The organism is Zymobacter palmae (genome assembly GCF_003610015.1).
GTDB classification, from domain to species: domain Bacteria; phylum Pseudomonadota; class Gammaproteobacteria; order Pseudomonadales; family Halomonadaceae; genus Zymobacter; species Zymobacter palmae.
In genome coordinates this window covers 1,755,948-1,775,817 of record NZ_AP018933.1, presented here as the reverse complement: position 1 = coordinate 1,775,817, position 19,870 = coordinate 1,755,948, and the positions used below count along the sequence as shown (strand labels likewise).

At 52.7% G+C, this 19,870-nt stretch carries 20 protein-coding genes and 1 tRNA gene; 8 read left to right on the top strand and 13 right to left on the bottom strand.

The window, feature by feature from the left end; all coding sequences use genetic code 11:
• Positions 1–39 precede the first annotated feature (39 nt).
• Positions 40–984: a flagellar hook-associated protein FlgL gene (gene flgL, locus ZBT109_RS07860; RefSeq protein ID WP_027705477.1), complete on the top strand. Its 945-nt coding sequence runs from the start codon at positions 40–42 to the stop codon at positions 982–984.
• Between the two features lie 209 nt (positions 985–1,193).
• Positions 1,194–1,284 (top strand) — tRNA-Ser (locus ZBT109_RS07855).
• A 134-nt stretch (positions 1,285–1,418) separates the two neighbouring features.
• On the opposite strand, the gene ZBT109_RS07850 is transcribed toward ZBT109_RS07855, so the two are convergent.
• The 10 genes from ZBT109_RS07850 to ZBT109_RS07815 form a co-directional block, all read right to left on the bottom strand.
• Complete coding sequence (locus ZBT109_RS07850; RefSeq protein ID WP_027705478.1) at positions 1,419–1,709, bottom strand: hypothetical protein; 291 nt, start codon at positions 1,707–1,709, stop codon at positions 1,419–1,421.
• A gap of 68 nt (positions 1,710–1,777) precedes the next feature.
• Positions 1,778–2,119, bottom strand: a complete 342-nt coding sequence (locus ZBT109_RS07845) for a hypothetical protein (RefSeq protein ID WP_027705479.1) — start codon at positions 2,117–2,119, stop codon at positions 1,778–1,780.
• Positions 2,070–2,276 (bottom strand): hypothetical protein, encoded by a 207-nt coding sequence (locus tag ZBT109_RS13605; protein WP_145984503.1) that lies wholly within the window; start codon positions 2,274–2,276, stop codon positions 2,070–2,072. The genes ZBT109_RS07845 and ZBT109_RS13605 overlap by 50 nt, the downstream gene beginning before the upstream one ends.
• A complete protein-coding gene (locus ZBT109_RS07840; RefSeq protein WP_027705480.1) occupies positions 2,269–3,165 on the bottom strand; it encodes a baseplate hub protein in 897 nt (298 codons plus the stop codon). The genes ZBT109_RS13605 and ZBT109_RS07840 overlap by 8 nt, the downstream gene beginning before the upstream one ends.
• Before the next feature lie 53 nt (positions 3,166–3,218).
• Complete coding sequence (locus ZBT109_RS13600) at positions 3,219–3,557, bottom strand: hypothetical protein (RefSeq protein ID WP_145984502.1); 339 nt, start codon at positions 3,555–3,557, stop codon at positions 3,219–3,221.
• A complete protein-coding gene (locus ZBT109_RS07835) occupies positions 3,539–4,348 on the bottom strand; it encodes a polymorphic toxin type 44 domain-containing protein (protein WP_084261839.1) in 810 nt (269 codons plus the stop codon). Before ZBT109_RS07835 ends, ZBT109_RS13600 begins: the two co-directional genes overlap by 19 nt.
• On the bottom strand, positions 4,345–4,884 hold the full coding sequence (locus tag ZBT109_RS07830) for a PAAR domain-containing protein (protein ID WP_051523920.1): 540 nt from the start codon (positions 4,882–4,884) through the stop codon (positions 4,345–4,347). Before ZBT109_RS07830 ends, ZBT109_RS07835 begins: the two co-directional genes overlap by 4 nt.
• A 113-nt stretch (positions 4,885–4,997) precedes the next feature.
• On the bottom strand, positions 4,998–5,297 hold the full coding sequence (locus ZBT109_RS07825) for a phage baseplate plug family protein (RefSeq protein ID WP_027705481.1): 300 nt from the start codon (positions 5,295–5,297) through the stop codon (positions 4,998–5,000).
• Positions 5,294–5,677 carry a hypothetical protein gene (locus ZBT109_RS07820; RefSeq protein WP_027705482.1) on the bottom strand — a complete coding sequence of 128 codons (384 nt, stop codon included), beginning with the start codon at positions 5,675–5,677 and terminating at the stop codon, positions 5,294–5,296. The genes ZBT109_RS07825 and ZBT109_RS07820 overlap by 4 nt, the downstream gene beginning before the upstream one ends.
• 694 nt (positions 5,678–6,371) lie before the next feature.
• The gene (locus ZBT109_RS07815; protein ID WP_051523922.1) at positions 6,372–7,082 is read right to left on the bottom strand and encodes a LuxR C-terminal-related transcriptional regulator; all 711 of its coding nucleotides are present in this window, start codon (positions 7,080–7,082) and stop codon (positions 6,372–6,374) included.
• 736 nt (positions 7,083–7,818) lie between these two features.
• Here ZBT109_RS07815 and ZBT109_RS07810 point away from each other — a divergent pair.
• The 4 genes from ZBT109_RS07810 (at position 7,819) to ZBT109_RS07795 (ending at position 15,486) form a co-directional block, all read left to right on the top strand.
• On the top strand, positions 7,819–10,401 hold the full coding sequence (locus ZBT109_RS07810; RefSeq protein WP_027705483.1) for a type VI secretion system Vgr family protein: 2,583 nt from the start codon (positions 7,819–7,821) through the stop codon (positions 10,399–10,401).
• Between the two features lie 467 nt (positions 10,402–10,868).
• Complete coding sequence (locus tag ZBT109_RS07805; RefSeq protein WP_027705484.1) at positions 10,869–12,260, top strand: NAD-dependent succinate-semialdehyde dehydrogenase; 1,392 nt, start codon at positions 10,869–10,871, stop codon at positions 12,258–12,260.
• Positions 12,261–12,940: 680 nt separating this feature from the next.
• A complete protein-coding gene (locus tag ZBT109_RS07800) occupies positions 12,941–15,028 on the top strand; it encodes an alpha-galactosidase (RefSeq protein WP_027705485.1) in 2,088 nt (695 codons plus the stop codon).
• 167 nt (positions 15,029–15,195) lie between these two features.
• Positions 15,196–15,486 carry a barstar family protein gene (locus tag ZBT109_RS07795; protein ID WP_027705486.1) on the top strand — a complete coding sequence of 97 codons (291 nt, stop codon included), beginning with the start codon at positions 15,196–15,198 and terminating at the stop codon, positions 15,484–15,486.
• Positions 15,487–15,707: 221 nt separating this feature from the next.
• Here ZBT109_RS07795 and ZBT109_RS07790 read toward each other — a convergent pair whose 3' ends face one another.
• Positions 15,708–16,304: an SMI1/KNR4 family protein gene (locus ZBT109_RS07790; protein WP_027705487.1), complete on the bottom strand. Its 597-nt coding sequence runs from the start codon at positions 16,302–16,304 to the stop codon at positions 15,708–15,710.
• Positions 16,305–16,354: 50 nt separating this feature from the next.
• Positions 16,355–17,212 (bottom strand): HNH endonuclease, encoded by an 858-nt coding sequence (locus ZBT109_RS07785; protein ID WP_027705488.1) that lies wholly within the window; start codon positions 17,210–17,212, stop codon positions 16,355–16,357.
• A gap of 433 nt (positions 17,213–17,645) precedes the next feature.
• Between ZBT109_RS07785 and ZBT109_RS07780 the strand changes: the two genes are divergently transcribed.
• Together ZBT109_RS07780 and ZBT109_RS13845 are read left to right on the top strand one after the other, a co-directional pair.
• Complete coding sequence (locus ZBT109_RS07780) at positions 17,646–18,209, top strand: DJ-1/PfpI family protein (protein WP_027705489.1); 564 nt, start codon at positions 17,646–17,648, stop codon at positions 18,207–18,209.
• Between the two features lie 46 nt (positions 18,210–18,255).
• Complete coding sequence (locus tag ZBT109_RS13845; protein ID WP_170144700.1) at positions 18,256–18,645, top strand: ribosomal eL19 family protein; 390 nt, start codon at positions 18,256–18,258, stop codon at positions 18,643–18,645.
• Between the two features lie 440 nt (positions 18,646–19,085).
• Here ZBT109_RS13845 and fliR read toward each other — a convergent pair whose 3' ends face one another.
• Positions 19,086–19,868: a flagellar biosynthetic protein FliR gene (gene fliR / locus ZBT109_RS07770; RefSeq protein WP_027705516.1), complete on the bottom strand. Its 783-nt coding sequence runs from the start codon at positions 19,866–19,868 to the stop codon at positions 19,086–19,088.
• Positions 19,869–19,870 lie beyond the last annotated feature (2 nt).

Below are 19,870 nucleotides of genomic sequence, written 5' to 3'. Positions count from 1 at the left end.
CAACGATATAGGTTATCGAACGTTATTTAGGAGTACATCATGCGGATCAGTAGTTCCTTGCTGCAGAGTCGTAGCCTGGCAGGCATGCAGAAACAGCAGACAACGATGGAAGAGGCATACACCAAGGTCATCACTAACCAGCGCATTACCAACCCGTCGGATGACGCCTACGGTTCGGCACGCTTGGTAGGGCTGGACAATGAAATGTCCAAGAACGGTCAGTACAGCAGCACGCGTACAGAGATGAACAATCAGCTCAAGCTGCAGGAAACGGCACTTAGCAGCGCAACGGATGCATTACAGGACGTGCGAACCCGGGTCGTTCAGGCATTGAACGGTACATTGACCGATGAGGATCGCAGCGCTCTGGCTAAGAACCTCCGTGGTGACTATGAAACACTGTCCAGCGTAGCGAGTACACGCGACGGTAGTGGTAATTACTTGTTTTCTGGTTATAAAAGCGACCAGCCGCCATATAATATTGATGAATCGACCATGACCATCACCCAAACGGCCAGCGGTCAGGACTATCAGGGCGGTGATCGCATGAGCTACCGTGTGGACGCTAGCCGCACGGTGAGCGGTGTAGTGACCGCAGACAGCGCCTTTAAGACCAGCGATGGCGAAAACTTGTTCAACGTCATCAAAGACATGGTTAACGCGCTGGAAACGCCTACGGAAGACGGTACGACGAGCGTCAGTAGCATTCAAGATACGCTATCAGCGGGCCTCAAGAAGCTGGACAGCGGAATGGACAACATTTCCATCGTGCGCGCCGAAGGCGGAACGCGAATGAATGAAATCAGCGCGTTGGATACCCAGTGGGCAGACAATAAGGTCAACCTGCAGGACAGCATCGACAAATTGGGCGTAACGGATATGGCAGAGGCCATCTCCAACTACTCCCTGAGTCAGGTGGGTTACGAAGCGGCCATCCGCTCCTACGCCATGCTGAATGGCACCTCACTGATGGATCTGCTGTAAGTCACGACGACAGCGGTTTAATGCCGCTGTCGTCATTTTTCGGGGGAGGGCTGGGGAGATTCCGCGACCTACCTGGAACGGCTTGATCACGTGGTCAGCACTACGGAACGTAGGGCCATCTCAGCGATCTTATCACGTAGATCAACTTGCTGATTAAGTAAGAAATTGGTTGACCTTAAAGGGGTAAGAGAGTAGTATTTGTACCCGTCGGAGGGATGGCAGAGCGGTTGAATGCACCGGTCTTGAAAACCGGCAAGGGTTAATAGCCCTTCCAGGGTTCGAATCCCTGTCCCTCCGCCAGAACATTAAGGGAACCAGCTACTTAGCTGGTTCCCTTTTTTCGTTTCTGGAAGAAAAAACGCCCAAAAGTATAACGTGTATAACGATAGCCGTTATACAGCGGGGAGAAGGAGGTGAAGCCAGCCCCATTGCTATTAACTCCCTGCTTCATATCCCCACTGGATGATGAGTCCGCTAGGAAGTTTCTGATAGCCGCGAGAAGGACCAGAGCTGTCGCTTCGCTTTAGTTCGAAGGCTTTCAAAAACTCTACAAATTGTTTTGTCGTCAAGAGTTCATCATCTGCACCATAAAGCTGGCTCCATGCGTCCCCAGAGCGGCTCATCGTAGCGCCCGCTTTCAAACCAAGGTTATCGCGAGCCTTTGCTGCATCTGTGGCCCCGGTGCCGCCATGCTCAATGGCCAGTGTGCCGAGGGCGTCGGCCATATCACCTGTAGTAGCAGTCTTTGTGAGGCACTTTGCGAGCGTATCCGCCGCCGCCTTGGCACTTCCTACTACGTCGAAATCGCTTGCCGCATGAGCGGCTGCACTGTCCAGTGCGTTAGCAGCTGCTGTACGGTCGGGGCATCAAGGGCGCTGATGTTCTTGTTAGCCTCGGCGAATAATTGGGAGGCATTGACCGTGGATATGGTCAGGTTCTTGCCGTCACAGCCGACTTCGTACTTTGCCCCGTTCTTGATGCTGACCGATTCGCCGTTACCTGTCGTGCAGATGATGGCACCATCGCCAGCGCAGTCGTTGATGATTGAGTAGCGCTTGGCCCATGCCGGAAAGGTGACGGTAACGTTACCCGTGGGTGTACCTGTAAAGCGCAGATTGGCCGTGGTGGTCTGCATCAGTCTCGCCGCTGCTGTTCTCATCTCTTACGGCGACTACCTGTACCAGCGTTACAGTGCGGTGCTTGCCAATGATGCGGTCGATGATGAAATCGAAGTCGGCCTTCATAGAGGCACGTGCCGCTTCGGGGCGGCCGTAGGGAGCAGTGTTAGTCATGGCGTCCGTTCAGGTGTAGGCCTTCTTTGTTGGCATAAAAGTGCGTCGACCACTCCCCATCTGGAGCCTCGCACGAGATGCGGTGCTGCACGGTGTGAACGTTGAACTCACCGTTGGCTTGCGGTACGAACGTGGAGAGATTGACCTTGCCGCCTGCTTTGATGGCTGGGTTGAAAAGGGTATTCGCGGCAATACCACCTGAAGCAAAGGCAGGGTAGCCAATCAGTCCTGTCTCAGGGGATACCTCAACGGGTGTCGATGAGGTGATGCCGTTATAAGGGGAGATGGTGACCGTGTTCGAGCTCATGATGCAGGCGATGCCCGCCGCGCGAGCCAAGTCATGAATCTGTTCGATAGCAGAGCCTTCCACACAGATATCGCGCAATACCGTGGTGACGCCATCGTTGACGAACGCCCAGCCGATTTCGTTGGCAAGGGCCTCAATCAGCGGGGCCACCTTGGTATCGCCTCGATGAGCCGTTGGCGGCACCCGTTGCAGGCCTTCGAAGAAACCGGCCGTAGCCTCAAGTGAGAGTGAAACGTTGGGCTGAGCTGAATAGTCAGCGTAGGCAGTGTGTATCGAGCCTGAATAGATCTCATCCAGTCTGCCCGGTTCACCGCTGCCTGCCTCGTATCCTGCAAGAACGGAAATGGTGTTCTTGGCCACGATGTCGGTGCGTATGCCCAGCGTCGACAGCTTGTTCATGACCTCGGGTTGTACGCCATAGATACGCATGGAGAGGGTGCCGCCGGAATACCATGAGATATCGGTGATCTCGGCCATCGTACGATAGCCCTCCAAGATCACATCGCGCCCCTTGCCGCCGTCGAACTCACCACTATCAGTAGACAAGCTAATACGAGTGACGATCTTGCGTTTTTTGAGCATAGGGATTCCGGATAATAAAAAACCACACTTTGCAGGCTTATAAAAGATGACGATCAGCGTATATATGCTTTATCAAATCTGCCATCTTTATCTAAAATTATTTTAATTTCTGAGAATTTTTCAGAAACTGTAAATTGCCCTTCAGATCGGGATTTGTTTTCAATTACCACGTTTATTTTCCCGGGATCTTCATTGCTTTTTATTTCACATATTTTGAAATTGCTTGATTTTCCTGGTATTGAAACATATTTGATATCATCGAATTGTTCGCCATATATTCTTATGAGTGACCCCTGGCGACTGTTCGTTGGGGATACAATGTTTATTGTAACTGCATCGTTGGGGCACCCGCAATTAGAGAATAATATACATGCTAAAGCCGATGTAAGCATACATGCTTCCTTTTGGCTGGAGAATTTTCGCTTCCCCAAGGGATAGGAATTGATTCTATTTTATTTATCAAATCACTAACAGATAAATCATGAGGTGTCTTTTCCTTGGCTAATTCAATGCCAATTTTTATAGATATTTGATCTGATATGTCGTCAAACCTATTATAAAAGGCGCCATTTTCGGGGTGATATTGAGTGCCACTTTTGGACCCTCTATCATTTAAATATTGGGCTGCTGATGCGCCTGCTGTTAATGAGTCAGGTAAAAATCCCGCATGAACGCCTATAAAGCCATAATGAATATTTGACCAAATATCATAATAATAGTCAAAATTGTTTAGTTTACTCCATGCCCACGAAGAGCCTTCGACCGAAAACCCCCTTTCTCTTAATATTCTTTTCAGGTTTTCCTTTAAGGCTGGTTTATGATCCCATATGCAATTATAACCAACCAAGTCCTTCCAATAGCGTAGAGCCTTTTCTTCACTTTCTAAAGCATTTTTATAAGCAATTGAATTACTGTGAGAGTCAAATATTTTTCGCCACAATGGCAAGTTGTCATATGCAGTTATGGGATTTGCCGTAGTGGTAAATGATAATAACTTTTCCCCTTCAGGCGTATAAAGGTTCTTCTTCATTTCTCCCGTGATATATTCAGCACACCAATAGCCTAGCTCTGGGCAATTACAAACGTTAATGATTTTAGGTGTGTTATCTTCGATAGGCGTAGTTGTGCCTGTGGCGACTAAGCGCCAGGTATCTTGACCTTCACTATGTTCTATCGAGTTCATGCCATCGGTGCCTTGATCCAAACGCGAAACTCTTGGGCGCTGAGAGTCTGGGTCAGCATATGCGTCTTGCCTGCCATGTCAGAGATGCCTTCTTCGATGTGGCCATCTGCTAACTGAATGCGATAAGGCACATGAGGGATAGGCTCTCCATGTGGGTTGGTTATCACGAAGTGGTCGTCGTGTGTCGCGGGCAGCCAGCCACCTGCAGTTTTTTCTGAGGGTGGATTATCGGGGTCAGAATAGAATGTATTGACGATCGGTTCTCCCGGCAAAGTGCCTTGCCCATTGACGTTGTTGAGAGATGATACGATAGGGCAACCCATAGACGTACGGTGACCGTGAAGCACGGCATTTCTGCGGTTAGGTAAGGTTGTTGTGGCATCGCCTTCGATGATGCGACATCCGAAGGGGCAGGCCATGGCTGATCCCACATGTGCCAACGGTCGACCATGACTGATAACATTTTGGCACCCTTCAACCACCGCACCTCCGCAGGCAGCTTTATCTCCCAAACGCACCCATCCCTTTATGTTCATAGTCCACCCTCTTTTTAAAAGACAACTTATTGTCATGATTGGTATTTTTAGGCTTTTTTATCATGTGGGTAAGCGATAGAGGTAGCTGTCTTAAAAGACAGGTAAGGCGTGCGTTAGCTGTCATAGAGATATAACAAAGACCACCTTGCACTGAAATCCGTGTAGCGCGGATCATCGCGCTCCCGCGTATCAACAAACAGTAGCTCCCCGTTGAAGGTGAGATACGCATGCCGCGTTAGGCCTACGCGGTCCCGTGCCAGTGCGCCAAGCACGACAGCCTCACCATTCACGTACAGGTCGACGTAGACGTGGCCATCGCGCTGATGGACTTTGATTGTGCAGGATTGGTTGTTGAGGTTGATACTGAACTGCTGAGAGGGCGCTTGCTGTAGCGGTATGATCTGTACGTTCATCCTATCCCCAGTTTGCCGAAGAAGCGCTGCGCCGTGTCATTAAATTGACTCAGCTGGTCGTAGCCGCTGGTGAGCGTATCGAGCCAGTTGGCGTTCACTGTTGTGCTGGTGACGACACCATTCTGTGATGTGAAGCCGTCGAAGATCAGCGGGAGGCTGCTGGTGTCTACCGTTTGTGCTGAACTCTGTCCACCTTCACACATCGGCGCGCCGCTGTTCTTTTTGGCATTTGGAAAAGAGGTCGTTCCCGTTACGCGTACTTCTTTGAATGTGAGGTTTACCTTCAATAGCGTGACGCCATTACGGGCGGTTGTTTGGTGGCTCATCCCTGTGCAGGTGACGTAGGGGTACACGTACTTCGGCGTGACCAGTTTGATCACGTCGGTCCCATTGCCAGCAGCGATAGGCTAAGGTCTTCGGGATTGACCACTTTGTTATTTGCAGGGTCGTTCATGCTAACAGACGGTTTCTAGCGCAACTTTGTGGTTTGACGTCCCGTCAAAGGCATAGGTATTGGGTTATAAAACATGCTCTTAAACCGCATCGTGTAGAAGATTGCTTCATACACCACAACATACCTACCAAACCAATCATAGCGGGAGCCAGTGCGGTAAAGGCGCGGCTATCTCGCTTCGACGTCCCAGAAGACCAACTTGACACCTATAAGGCCAAGTTAACCAAGACTCCGCGCCTGAAACGTAAAGATGTGGTGATTGATACTATCGCACCGCAATTACAGCCACTCTACAAATAATTTTCTACGGCCCCAGTTTTGGGGCCTCATTTATATGAGACGCATTGAACGTCTTTTTCTATGCTCCTAACCCGATTGGACAGGCTTTTTTGTATCTGTAGGAGGGGAATATTTCAGCTTTTATTTGGATAGCAGAAGGAATTGAAGAAATCACCGACCGCAAGTATGTAAAAATAATAATAGGTGCGGTACTGTTATCTGAGGTGTTCTTCACTATTGGTCATGGTAATGGCTGTTATAGTTTATGTATGATTATAAAAACATTGGCATTGAATAAAAGAGTAAAAAACCCGCCATTTATTGACGGGTTATAGCTGCCATCAGTAGAGAAGGCCAAGATAGATTGCTTTTACAAGGGCATTCGTCTTATTTGGGGCATCCAGTTTGTACATTGCGCTGCGCATATGGAAGTTCACGGTGCTTTGGCTTAGGTTCAAGATCTGGCTAATTTCCCATGCCGTTTTGCCGTCTCCGGACCACCTCAATACTTCTTTTTCCCTTTCGCTCAGTCTTACATTGGGCTTCAAGCGGAATTTTGTCATCTTGCTCAAGACGGCAGTGGCTACCCATTGCATTTGCAAGTCTACGTGGTCGATATCCTTCTGATCCAGTATGTTGACGCTATCGACCAGTAGCATGCTGAAGACATTCTTGCTCTCGATCATCGACTGCGCCCAGCCTCCGTAGTGACCAGAGCTATAATATTCTGATATTAAATCTGGTGCTTGCAGGAAGGTGGGGTCTTCGGTCGTTCCGCGCCATGATATGGGTTCTGTCGATAAGGCGCAGTGCTTGGCGACAGGGGCTTCATCATAGAAGCCGTTTTCTTCCTGCTCGCTCACTCTATCTTCGTTGGCGCGAAGGGTAGAGAATCTGCGGTTGTTGGATAAAGGCAACGGTATTTTGGAGCGCCATCCGCAGAAATCGAACCCGAAAGGTTTGATCGTCTTCTGTGTGATGTCCAGAACATCCTGCATATCCACGGCATTATCCAGCCCAGTGAAAAAGTCGATTTGCCATTGATTGTTCATTTTGTCGCATCCTCCTGGCGGCTGATTAACATCTTGTTACTGTAAGGAACTGATGGCAGCGATAGCTACTGCACTAAAATACAGCAATACCTAAAGTGAACGTAAGTACCTTTTAAGTAAAAAATGGGAATTTTGTAGTGAATTCCTGGCTTAAAAAGCGCCTATGGGTGTTATATATTTAATTGTAGATAATATGCAGTAATATGAATATTTGGGTGAATACATAATTTTTGTGTGATCTATTGTTATTTCATATAATAAAAAATTGTTCTATATGAAAATGGGTGATGCAGCGATAATAAGTGGGTGAAAATAAACTATAGATTTTCTCCTTCAATCTCGGATTCGATGGGAAAAATAGTTGATCTGTTCCTTGAGTTATAGCGCCTATAGCTGCCTGTTTGTGAAAACATAATGACCAGCGCGGCTATGCTTTTCGGTGATGCGTCTGCCTATTTATTTTGTCTTGACGGGCGGTGGTGAATTATCAGTCTTCCTGCCGATGCTGACAGATGCTCTTTAACCATAAGGAAACGATAGTAGCATTGCCTATGGGGAACCTTTATTACACCTGTCTATATGGCAGATAGGTCACTTTTGATGTGTAGGGGAGTCGTGTATTATCGGTACGTTACGCTTTTGGCTAGCGAACAGGGCAGGAAAAGGGCTGTGCAGTGCATGGCGCTTATTACCTCATTATCTAAAACAAGCTTGATAAAGATGCAGGGACATTATCATGAATATGCTTGCGTCACTGCGGCAGCTGTTTGCTGTCACGCTGTCTGATGCTCAGCGTCTACTGAAGTTATCTACGCCGCTTGGGGACAATGCGCTGCTGGTTCAGCGTGTCGTGGCCCGAGAAAATCTGAGTGCTCCCTTTACGTTTACCGTGGACTGTCTGTCGCAGCAGCATGACCTCGACCTACGTCAGTTGCTGGCGCAGCCCGTCACGCTGTCGATCCTTCAGGCTGACGGTTCCTATCGTGATCTGCATGCCATCGTCAGTGATGCCGCTCTGCTGGGGGGCGATGGCGGTGTCAGTGATTATCAGTTGGTGCTTAAACCGTGGATTACGCTGTTGGAGCACATCACCGATAGTCGCATCTTCCAGGATCTGACGACTGTCGAGATCGTCACGCAGGTACTTGAGGGACATGCGTTCAGTGAAGGCGGTTTCCGGTTCGAGCTACGTCATCAGGAACGCTATCCAAAGCGCAGCTACTGTGTGCAGTACCGCGAAACCACCTATCACTTCATCAGTCGTCTTCTGGAAGAGGAAGGTATCTGGTGGTATGTGGTACAGGAAGGCGACAAGCACGTCATAGTGTTTACCGATGACAACGATACTTGCCCTAATGTGTCGCCCGACACCATCCGCTTCCATCGCCAGTCGGCTACCGAGCAGTTCGATAGTCTGACCGACTGGGGGCAGCGTCGCCAGTTGCAGTCGACGCGGGTGAGCCTCGGTTCGTTCGATTATAAGGCGCCAGCGGCTCCTCTTCGCGTGCAGCTCGATACGGTCGACAATCAGGGTAACCTGCCGGTGATGGAGCAGTACGATTATCCCGGAGAATACGCGTTCAACCGTTATGATCGTGGTCATCAGCTGGGTGAGACGCTGATGGAAGGCCATGAGTCGAGGGTCGAGCGCTTCACGGGGGCTGGGGGCGCGCGCCAGCTCAGCGTGGGTCACGGTTTCATTCTAAGTCAGCACCCCAATCACGATGGTGGCGGCCTAGAAAAGCGCACGTTTTTGCTGGTAGGGCTGGACTGGGCGGCGGAAAACAATCTGCCAATGGCGGCTACTCGGCGCCAGATGCCTGGCAGTCTTGAGCCGCAGCTTAAGGCGCTGCGCGATGCCACGGGGCATGAAGTGGAAGGGGCCTCTGAACAGCAGACGAGCAGTACGGCGTTCTTCCACGTTCAGCTGGAAGCACAGTATCGCAATCTGCCGTACCGTACACCGATCCTGCATACCAAACCGGAACTGGGCGGCCCGCAGACGGCAATCGTGGTTGGACCGGCCAACGAGCAGATTCATACCGACAGCCTCAATCGCGTCAAGGTGCAGTTCCACTGGGACCGCAGCGGTCAGTACAACGAGCGCTCCAGTTGTTGGTTGCGTGTGTCGCAGGCCAATGCTGACGGTGGCTGGGGAGCGGTGTTCGTGCCGCGAGTTGGGCAGGAAGTCATTATCAGCTTTCTCGAAGGTGACCCTGATCGACCGATCATCACTGGGCGAGTCTATAACGGCGAACGTACGCCGTTGTGGCACAGCAACGGTCTGCTGTCGGGCTTTCATACCCAGAATTATCGTGGGGGCGGTTACAACGAGTTGGTGTTCGACGATGCGACCGGCCAAAGCCGTGTCCGCTTGGGTACCGACCAACAGCATTCCCAGTTGAACCTCGGCTATCTGATCCATCAAGAAGGCAATGAGCGCGGAGCCTTCCGTGGTCTTGGCTTCGAGCTGCGCAGTGATGCTTACGGGGCGGTTCGTGCCAATGAAGGGCTATATCTGTCGAGCTGGGGGCAGCCTCATGCGGGCGGTGACCAGCTGGATGTCGATCCTGCGCGTCAGCAGCTGACCAGCGCCCAGCGTCTCAATGATCGCCTGAGCGATCTGGCCAATCAGCACAAGGCCGAGCCACTGAGCAGTGCGGCGCCGCTACAGCAGGCGGCAGAAGAAGCGACAGTGGCTTTTGGCAGTGCGGCGAGTTCGACAGCGACCGATGCTGCCTCGGCAGCGGCACAAGCCAGTGCTGCAGGCGGTACGGGACAGTCGCGCCGGATGAGTGCGCCGTGGTTGCATGCGGCTTCGCCGGCGGGAATCAGCGTGACCACGCCGCAGTCGACCCATATCGCTCAGGGTGAAAACCTGACGCTGACCAGTGGTCAGGACACGACCATTGCGACCGGTAAGAGTCTGCTAGCGTCGATTACCGAGAAACTGTCGCTGTTTGTCTATAACGCGGGCATCAAGCTGTTCGCTGGTAAGGGCAAGGTCGAGATACAGGCCCAGTCGGATGAAATGGCGCTGACGGCCAAACAGGACCTGCATATTAGCTCGACCAACGGCAAGGTTCAGATTGACGCGTCCAGCGGTATCCTGCTGTCCAGCGGCGGTGGTTATATTCAGATCGAGGGCGGCAACATCATGATCCATGCTCCGGGCTCTATCGACATCAAGGGCGCTCAGCATGTATTCGACGGTCCCGCATCTATGAATGTGACGCCGACCGAGCTGCCGGCGGGTGAGCCCAAAGCCTGTCCGACACAGGGACGAGGCAGCAACGCGTCAGGGGCTATCGAACTGTAAGTGACTACGATGGCATGATGAAAAAGCGCCAGAAGCGGCTTGAACAGCGTTTTCTGGTGCTTCTCTCGTTACATTGTTGACGGAAATGGCTCTTTACCTCATGACGGCCTTCGTGGTCGGCTGTTTTTTCTTCTTTTTTGTCTTCTTTCGCTTTGCAAGCCCTAGCGGGTTCCCTCTCAAAAAGCACCATGCGTGTGGTGTCTCACTTTCAACATCCTGTCATTTTTCTTTGGTGCCATAACCGCTTTTTATGCACGGGGTTAGGCTCATTGGCGCATGAAGGAGGATGTTCTCCCCCCTGTGTACAGCTGAACCTCTGGACAAGCTAAGAGTCCTAGTACTAGTGTCAAATACAGATGCAATGTAAGTGTGTGCATACCTCTTGCCCCTTTATCAAAGCGGTGTGCTCGGCTTAGCGAAGGACCGACAGGGTGTCTGGTTCTTCTTCTTGAACAAGGAGGTGCAGCATGGCCTATGTCACTATCAATCCGTTCACGGGTGAAACGGTGGCTGAATTTCCCGAAACGACGGATCAGGACGTCGCTCTGGCGTTGGACTCTGCTCAAGAGGCATTCGAGTCGTGGCGCGAGCGTTCTGTCGCCGAACGTGTGCAGGTGCTGGCTCGGGCCGCGCGTCTGCTACGTGAGCGCGAGGAGCCGTATGCGCATCTGATCACGTTGGAAATGGGCAAGCTGGCGCGAGAAGCGCGTGCTGAAATAGATCTGTCCGCGCGCATCATTGACTACTACGTGACCCACGCCGAGCGCTTGCTGGCACCTCAACCTTTGCCCGTCACCCAGGCCTCGCAGGGCAAGCCAGTGCTTTATCAAGAGCCGCTGGGTGTGCTGCTGGCCATTGAACCGTGGAACTTCCCGTTCTACCAGATTGCGCGCATTCTGGCGCCCCAGCTGGCGGTGGGAAATACCATTGTGCTGAAACATGCCTCCAATGTGCCGCAGTGCGCGTTGGCGTTTGAGAAGCTGATGGAGGATGCGGGTGCGCCTGAAGGGGTGTATCAGAACCTGTTTGCCACCCGTGAGCAGTTGCAAACGCTGATTGAAGATCCTCGCATTCAGGGTGTTGCTCTGACGGGGTCTGAACGTGCGGGCAGTGTGGTTGCCGAGATGGCCGGTAAGGCGCTGAAAAAATCAACGCTGGAGCTGGGCGGTTCAGATGCTTTCATCGTATTGGACGATGCGCCGCTCGACAAAACTGTGGCGTGGGCTGTGAAAGGGCGCCACACCAATGCAGGTCAGGTGTGCTCGGCCTCCAAACGCCTAGTGATCGCCGACAGCCTTTATGACCGTTTCGTTGAGGCCTATTCCAAGGCGGTCAGTGAGCTGAAAGCGGGCGATCCGGAGCAGTCCGGTACATCGCTGGCACCGTTGTCATCCCAGGAAGCGCTCGACCGGTTGGAAAAACAGGTCAGTGATGCTGTGGCGCACGGGGCTAAGGTCGCCGAGTTGGGGCTGAAAGTGCCGTCCCAAGGCTTCTTCGCTCAACCGCGCCTGCTGGAAAACGTCACGCCGGACAACCCTGCTTATCGCTGGGAGTTCTTTGGGCCGGTGACCCAGCTCTATCGCGCTAAGGATGATGAAGACGCGCTGCGCATTGCCAACGACTCGCCTTTTGGGTTGGGTGGTTCCGTGTTCAGTGCTGATTCTGAACGGGCGCAGCGTGTGGCTCGGCGGTTCTCAACCGGGATGGTGCATATCAACCATCCGACCGTGACGCATGCTGACCTTCCGTTCGGTGGCATTCGTCGCTCTGGATATGGTCGCGAGCTGACCGAGCTGGGGCTCAAGGAATTCGTCAACTTTAAGCTGGTCAACGAAGTCGACATCGACGCTGACCTCTAGTGATCAGTGCCGCCTGGGCGCCGTGGCAATGAGTGCTATGACGATCACTGTGCACTGAAGAGCGGGCCATATGACTGAGCGTCGTATGGCCCGTTTTACATGCAGATAGGGTGAGCTGCTGAAGGCGGTGACAGTGCGCGTTATCGCACAGGCATACTGATAATGGCACTCGCGCGCCTAGCGAAGAGGGGCCAGTGGTCATGTTTTGAGACAGTTTTGAGTGCTTTTCCCTTTTCTAAAATAGACGGTTTCTAGCGCAATTTTGTGGTGTGAAGCCCCTTTATGACATAGGTATTGAAGCGATAAAGCACGCTCTTAGAGCACGGCGCAAATACGATGGCGGCATGACAGGCGGTTTAGCATGAGCAAGTGGTGAAGACTAATGCCACTCTGCCGGCGGTATTGATCGTATTTTCTTTGTGCATAGCGATGAGCGATAGGTAGGCGTGGATCCTTGCTTTTTAGGCAAAAATCATTGCCGTTTCACTGTGTCAGGCGGGCATAGAAAGAACGTGTTATAGACTGAATATCGTCAAAAATACGCTATCTACGTCTTTTGTACAGGCGGGAAGGACTCAAGCAAGGTCGACAAGAGTAGGCACTGACAACCCTGCCGCTTCGGCATATGCTCTAACCAAAGCAGTTACTTTTTCGTCAGGGTGGTGAAGGAGTGATAGGTCATGGACAACGACACCGTACGTCTGGAGGGTGGTAACAGTTCGCTACTGTTGCAGGTGAGACCTTATCCGCGCCTGCTGTACTGGGGGCCGCGTCTGTCGGCAGCCTCAAGCGATGATGCGCTGACGCTGGCCATGCCGGCGATGGCGGATCAGCAGGTGCGGCCTTCTGCAACAGATGGTGCAGGCCAATGGCAGTCGGCTGCGGGACTGGCAATAGAGGGATATCGTGACCGCTATTCGCTGGCACCGCTATCTTTCGAAACGCTCAGCTATGACTGCGAAGACGAGCAGGTGCGGCTGTGCTGCGTGGATCGTGCCGCTGAACTGGAGTTGGAAATCCGGTTGTCGCTGGATGCTGAAACGGGTGTGCTCGGGCTCTGGCAGCGATTGACCAACCAAGGGGATGTGGCGTTCCGTGTGCGGCGTTTTGGGCTTGTGCTGCCGTTGGCTGAGCGTGCGGTCGAAGTAATGGGGTTCCATGGTCAGTGGCTGCAGGCATTTCATACTCATCGGATCCAGCCGCAGTACGGTGGCTACCTGCAGGAATACCGCCATGCGCGCCAGCACGACCAGTTCCCCGGCATTGTAGTGGGGACGGCACACTTCTCCGAACAGCATGGTGAAGTGTGGGGAGCGCATCTGGCATGGGGCGGGGATCATCGCTTGCGTGTCGATACGCGGGCGGACGGCCGACGCTTTCTGCAGGCTGAAGCACTTCATCAGCAGGCTGAGTTGCGCCTAGATCCGGGCAAGTCTTGCGATACGCCGTGGCTCTATGCGGCCTATGGACCGCACGGGCTTAATACCATGAGCCAATCTTTCCACCTCTATGTGCGTCAGCATCTTGGGGCTCGACGCGGTGCTGCCCAGCGCCCCGTACAGCTCAACCTGACGCGTTCGGTATGGGAAGCTCATTCCCGTGAAGAGCTACGGCGCATGGCCGCCCGTGCGGCGCGGCTGGGCATTGAGCGTTTCATCATGGAGATTGGCCGTACCTGTCATGCCCGCAACCCTTCGCAGGATGCCACCTTCGAACTGTCGGACGGTCAGGTCTCAGCGAAGGATGTGCGTCAGCTGATTGACTATGTACAGGATCACAGCATGCAGTTCGGTATCTGGCTGGCGCCTGAGCGTCTGATGGCCGATGAAACGTGCCGCAAGCGTCATCCTGAGTGGGTGCTACGGCTCAGCAAGGACGATGTGCCTGAACAGCAGGCGCAGTACGTGCTCAATCTTACCCATAGCGAGGCGTGGAACTGGCTGTTCGAGCAGATGGACCGCATGCTGTCCGACTACCCTATCAACTTCGTGAAATGGGAGTTCTGCCGCGAATTGGTGCAGTCCAGCCATGAAGCGTTAGCGCAGGCTCAGATGGAGCGAGCGACGGCGATGCTGGATCTGCTGCGTACGCGCCATCCCGAGACGGCCTTCGAGCCGTGCGTGATCGGGGGCGGGCGCATCGACTATGGGTTGCTGCGCTACATTCGCCGTTTCTGGGCGTCCAGTGCCAGCGATGCGCTTGATCAGCAGCGCATTCAGTATGGGCTGTCCTATTTCTTCCCGCCGGAGGTCATCGGTACGCACGTGGGAGTAACGCATACCCGTGCGCGTCGCCAGAGCCTGACGATATCAGGATTGACGGCACTGTTCGGCCATATGGGGCTAACCTTCGATATGCTGGCGCTGACCCGTGAACAGCAGGAAGCCGTGGCACGCTACGTCGCGCTGTACAAACAGCTGCGTGGGCTGCTGCACGTTGGACGCAGCCTGCGCATTGAAACGCTGGATCCTGTTAGTAGCCTTGCCGGGGGTATCTTTGGCGTTCGCCATGCGGTGATAGGCGTTGCTCAGCTGCAGCCGTCACGGTATGCCGTCAACGAGGTCATTCGTATCCCGGGGCTTGATCCCGAACAGAACTACCACATTCGGGTGTTGGATGCGCCGGAAGAGGTCGACTATCAGCAGGTGCCGTGGATGAAGGAACCGACGGCACGGATCAGCGGACAGTGGCTAATGAACGCAGGATTGCGGTTGCCGACATTACCAGCAGAAACGGCGTTGCTGATCGAAATCAGCGTGGCAGAGTAGGCACGTTGCAGCGCAGCGTGATGTAGGCCGCGGCCCTTAGGGTCGCATGTCATAGCATAAGCGGTTAATATACGGCCCCTTCAAGGGCGGGTGATTATCACTCGCCCTTGTCGTTTTAGGGTGCCTTGCATCCGTTTGCCACCGCCTACAGAGACGCTTTGACACGTATGCAGATTCCTATTGACGGTCAGCAGATCCATTCTTTCGATGATTTCTTTCAACAGTGTGCCACCGCCTTGGGGGATGAGGTGACGTGGTGCCATGACCTTGACGGTTTGCACGAACTGTTGGTGACCGGCCTACCGAAGGCCACCACGTTGGTGTGGGCCTCCGCCGCGACTTCCCGCGCCGCGCTCGGCGATGAGCAGTACCTTGAATTAGTGGACGTGCTGGAAAATGCCGTGCACGTACAGCGTCGCTTTGGCTGGGCCGGTGCCTTCGCCTATCAGTTGGCCTGACCGACAGCGTTTCACCCCAACCTTATGCGCGCCGTGAGCCTTGGCTGACGGCGCGTTTTGTTTCGGGCATGTCGCGCTGGCTGACTTGTCTTCTCGTCCACGTGAGTGATGCCTCGGTCAGACATATGAGCCGCTCAACGCGCGCGATCAAGTGGCGGTAGGGGGCTGGAAAGCGGAATGACTCGCCTGCTCATAGATAAACCGGATGTATCTTACCGCCGTCACTCGTCGTCTTCGTCGCTGACGTAGCCGTAGTCGCCTTCGATCAGTTGTGCGATATAGGCCGGAAATGATGAGGCCAGCACGATGTAACTGTCGGGATCATGAAGGTAGCGCACGACCTGGCCCACGGTACCTTTGTCGGTCGGCGTAACGTCGATGTATAGCATTGAGGTGCCGCCATTGTTGATGCAGTGCGCAAAGCAGAGCCATTGGTTCATGGGAGTATGGATGTCGATTTCTGGGGCGACGTCGATGATGTCGGGCTGGCCCATGAACTCGCTGTAGCGTTCGGCAATGGTATCGGCATAGCGGCGCTCGTCGAGCATGTCATCGCAGGACAGCAGGTAATAGCCGAAATCTTCCCCCACATCGCTGCCAAATATAGGCTGCGCGACATAGCCGTCGGGATAGCGACGATGGTAAGTGCCACCGATTTTGCGCAGCAGATCCACCAGCATGGCGGGACACTGTGGGTACGCTTCAAGCAAACGCGCCAGCTCTGTTTCCGAGGCCCCTCGAATGGCCGCCCACGCCGAGCGCTCTTCCTCGTTCAAAGCGCTTTCGACCTTATGGATATGGGTGTCGATGTCTATCATAACTTATACCTATAGTTGGTTAGAGCGCTTCAATTATTATAAACATATGGTTAACTATTATCTGATCTGTAGTTTTCTTCCATTTCTTTTATTCGCTGTATAGCGATCTGTTTAAGATTGTTTATGTCGTCTTTGTTATTTATAACATGCATTTTCCGATGGCAATTTGGGCAAAGAGCTACAGTATTATCTAGGCAGTCGCTCCCTCCATTTGAAAGCCATTCAATATGGTGGCATTCTAAAAATGGTAATCCTTCTATATCTAAGAAAGGTGCCTCATTATTGCATAAATCGCAGCGCCCATCTGCTTCTTTTTTGATTAGAGCCGAAATCTCCGGGCTTCTAATATATTGATTGGTTATGTGTCTGCGATAGCTTCTTTGGTTTATTTTTGATGCTTTTTTATATAAATCAATTTTACTTTTTTTATAAAGGTTATATTCCTTTTTTATCTCATAGAGGGCTGTTTTTTCTGCTACAGAAGGTGGAATTGTTTTTGACAATAGCTTTAGTGGAAATATCCAAACCTTTCTAAGAGATCCGTTTTTATCAGATTGTATACTAAAGTATGCAGGTTTTACCTTTTTCATTATTCCCACATAGCAATAATGATTTGGTTCGTGCTTTTCAAAATAATAAATAGTGATATTATTGTAAGGGGAATTATTGAGTGTTTTGTTTTGATATTTGTTTAATTCTTGGTCACCTAGTTGCCCCATCCCTGTATATAATAATATGTCATCTTGCCATTCATCCTTGTAGTTTGATCCCTCCAGATCTGTTATAAGTACTAAAGAATTGGTTTTGTTTGATCGTCTCATTCCTCCTTGAGGACCACAGCGAAATTTTTCGCATAGTTCTTGGTTGCTTATAACGCTCCCCGGTGAGATGGAGATTTTATTTCGCATATTTAGTTCATCCTTTTTTTAGCCAAAGTTATATTAATCAAAGCTGTTCTGATATGCATTTTCATGCTGAGCGTTATGGTGCTATTAGTATCGATAAGCCATGCATGATGTGCAATTACCCGTTGAAAAAAACGCTGCTAATGAGGAAAACCCAGTGTACAGAGTGATGAAAAAGTAATGAGCTATACCGTTGAGCACAGCGATATGCGCGTTTTGTCGTGCCAAATGCTGATGTAGGAGTCTGTGGGGAATTCAGCCCTCAATGGGTAACTCGGTAGCTCTACCTACGGCCAGACCTCTCGTGTTACCCACGGCATGAATGTAGCGTTACAGAGGTGAAGATAATGACATATGGTTTTCGCGGGCAAGAAAAAAGAAGAGCGGAAGCATCTTTTATATATTGTTGGTTATTATCACCATAACGGGAACTATCATGTTGCCTATTACCATTGTAATCACGGATGGCTATTCGGATTGGGAAATTGCGCCATTGAGTGGCCTTGGACGTGCGTTTTTTGGTGCGCCCATTCACTTTGCATCCCCGGAGGGTGGGGCATTGCACTCGGCGGCCGGTTTGCATATTGCCGATACCGCACGCTTTCAGGCACCTGACCGCGGGGTGGTAGTGGTCTGCGGAGGCCCGGCACTTGAACAGGGTGAGTCTGTGGCGCTGACCCGTCAGCTTCAGGCGGCTCATGCACAAGGGTGCATCATAGCGGGCATCTGTGGAGGCACGCTGGCGCTGGCGCATGCAGGGCTGCTGCAACATGTGCAGCATACGTCGAATGCTCCCGGGTATCTTGATCAGCATGCGCCAGCCTACTCTGGAACGATTCGCTATGTCGATCAGCCTCAGGCCATACGTGATGGCGCGATCATTACCGCTCCGGCTCCTGCACCTGCCAGCTTTGCTGTAGAAGTGTTAGTGGCGGCGGGGGGCGATCGTACGGCAGTCAGCGTGATTCAACAGTTGCTGGCAAAAGAGCATTTTGGTTGAGCAGCGGTGCTAATAGGCGAGGGTGGGTGTTGCTCGGGACAGGGCGTTGAATATCATCCTGCCGCCTGCCGCCTGCCGCCTGCCGCCTGCCGCCTGCCGCCTGCCGCCTGCCGCCTGCCGCCTGCCGCCTGCCGCCTGCCGCCTGCCGCCTGCCGCCTGCCGCCTGCCGCCTGCCGCCTGCCGCCTGCCGCCTGCCGCCTGCCGCCTGCCGCCTGCCGCCTGCCGCCTGCCGCCTGCCGCCTGCCGCCTGCCGCCTGCCGCCTGCCGCCTGCCGCCTGCCGCCTGCCGCCTGCCGCCTGCCGCCTGCCGCCTGCCGCCTGCCGCCTGCCGCCTGCCGCCGCGAGGCAATGAGTCCTTTGCTAGTGAGTTACAAAAAAAGATTTTGCCGCTTGTCGGGAAAAGCGCTTCGTTATCCGTGTTGGCCTTTTTGCGGTAGGGACTTATATCGAGGGGCAATAGTGATCGCCGCCTTATTAGAGACTATTTCATAACCTGAGTGGTTGATTGCTTTTGCCCTTTCTACACCTTTCTACAATAAACCGTTGCTACCGCAATCGTGGTTTGAAGTCCCTTTAATGATATGGGTATGGGGTGATGAAATATGTTGTTAGGCTTTGTACGAAAACTGCCTGTGCTCGGCCATACGGCGTTAAAAATCAGCTCAAAGTACTCATTGACCCCCGTAAACTCCGTCTTTTCGCTGATTTTTGCCTTGTCTGGTCGTCGCTCGCCGACTTTTCGTACAAACCCTAGTGCGGTAAGCCTGAAATGAACAAGGCCCGCTTCATGGTGTGAAGGCGGGCCTTGTTCATTGAAAAATCGTTTATGCGGTGGGGTGTGGGGTCATGACCGTACCGTATGTGGGTACTGGTAAGTCTATGGTGCCATCAGTATTGAAACGTCGCGCATGGTGTGCAGCCCCGTTTCAAAGAAGCGAGCGAACAAGGGGCCGAAGCCGGCGTGCATGGCGGTCATCAGCACCAATCCTGACAGTAAGGTGATGGCAAATCCCACGGAGTAGATGGAAAACTGTGGGGCAACGCGGTTAAGCACGGCCATAGCCAAGTTGATCATTAACAGCGCGGTCATGATCGGCAGGGCCAGCGTCAGGCCTGCTGAAAATAGGAAACCGCCGAAGGTCGCTAATTGCCACCAGCCGCCATTACTCATCAGCGGTGAGCCGATGGGAATCCACTGGAACGATTCGACTAGCATTTCCAGCACCATCAGATGCACGTTAAAGCTCAAGAACATCAGGATGGCGGTCACGTTCAGAAAGCGGGACAGCACGTTGCTGCTGCCCACGTCGGGACTGAAGAACGAGGCGAACGACAGCCCCATCTGTAGGCCAATCATTTCCCCTGCGGTCTGGATGGCCAGAAAGACCATCTTCATCACGAAGCCCAATGCAAGGCCGATCAGTACTTGCTGCACGATGATCAGTAGGCCGGCAAAGGAAGTGGGGCCGACCGTGGGCGCAGGAGGAAGCACGGGGGCAATCAGGATGGCGAGGATGGCTGCCAGCCCGACTTTGAACTTGACCGGTACGCTGCGCTCACCGAACAGCGGGGCCACGCTGAACATCGCTACCAGTCGAAAGAACGGCCAGACGTACATGATGATCCAGCCATACAGCTGTGCTTCAGTAACCTCGATCATGA

Excerpts from the sequence above, each read along its gene's own strand:
- flgL (WP_027705477.1), top strand. The coding sequence starts at position 40 with ATGCGGATCAGTAGTTCCTTGCTGCAGAGTCGTAGCCTGGCAGGCATG.
- ZBT109_RS07800 (WP_027705485.1), top strand. The coding sequence starts at position 12,941 with ATGGACAACGACACCGTACGTCTGGAGGGTGGTAACAGTTCGCTACTG.
- ZBT109_RS07810 (WP_027705483.1), top strand. The coding sequence starts at position 7,819 with ATGAATATGCTTGCGTCACTGCGGCAGCTGTTTGCTGTCACGCTGTCT.
- ZBT109_RS07805 (WP_027705484.1), top strand. The coding sequence starts at position 10,869 with ATGGCCTATGTCACTATCAATCCGTTCACGGGTGAAACGGTGGCTGAA.
- ZBT109_RS07795 (WP_027705486.1), top strand. The coding sequence starts at position 15,196 with ATGCAGATTCCTATTGACGGTCAGCAGATCCATTCTTTCGATGATTTC.
- ZBT109_RS07835 (WP_084261839.1), bottom strand. The coding sequence starts at position 4,348 with ATGAACTCGATAGAACATAGTGAAGGTCAAGATACCTGGCGCTTAGTC.
- ZBT109_RS13605 (WP_145984503.1), bottom strand. The coding sequence starts at position 2,276 with ATGACTAACACTGCTCCCTACGGCCGCCCCGAAGCGGCACGTGCCTCT.
- ZBT109_RS07850 (WP_027705478.1), bottom strand. The coding sequence starts at position 1,709 with ATGGCCGACGCCCTCGGCACACTGGCCATTGAGCATGGCGGCACCGGG.
- fliR (WP_027705516.1), bottom strand. The coding sequence starts at position 19,868 with ATGATCGAGGTTACTGAAGCACAGCTGTATGGCTGGATCATCATGTAC.
- ZBT109_RS07840 (WP_027705480.1), bottom strand. The coding sequence starts at position 3,165 with ATGCTCAAAAAACGCAAGATCGTCACTCGTATTAGCTTGTCTACTGAT.
- ZBT109_RS07790 (WP_027705487.1), bottom strand. The coding sequence starts at position 16,304 with ATGATAGACATCGACACCCATATCCATAAGGTCGAAAGCGCTTTGAAC.
- ZBT109_RS07830 (WP_051523920.1), bottom strand. The coding sequence starts at position 4,884 with ATGAACATAAAGGGATGGGTGCGTTTGGGAGATAAAGCTGCCTGCGGA.
- ZBT109_RS07825 (WP_027705481.1), bottom strand. The coding sequence starts at position 5,297 with ATGAACGTACAGATCATACCGCTACAGCAAGCGCCCTCTCAGCAGTTC.
- ZBT109_RS07845 (WP_027705479.1), bottom strand. The coding sequence starts at position 2,119 with ATGCAGACCACCACGGCCAATCTGCGCTTTACAGGTACACCCACGGGT.
- ZBT109_RS07780 (WP_027705489.1), top strand. The coding sequence starts at position 17,646 with ATGTTGCCTATTACCATTGTAATCACGGATGGCTATTCGGATTGGGAA.
- ZBT109_RS07815 (WP_051523922.1), bottom strand. The coding sequence starts at position 7,082 with ATGAACAATCAATGGCAAATCGACTTTTTCACTGGGCTGGATAATGCC.
- ZBT109_RS13600 (WP_145984502.1), bottom strand. The coding sequence starts at position 3,557 with ATGCTTACATCGGCTTTAGCATGTATATTATTCTCTAATTGCGGGTGC.
- ZBT109_RS07785 (WP_027705488.1), bottom strand. The coding sequence starts at position 17,212 with ATGCGAAATAAAATCTCCATCTCACCGGGGAGCGTTATAAGCAACCAA.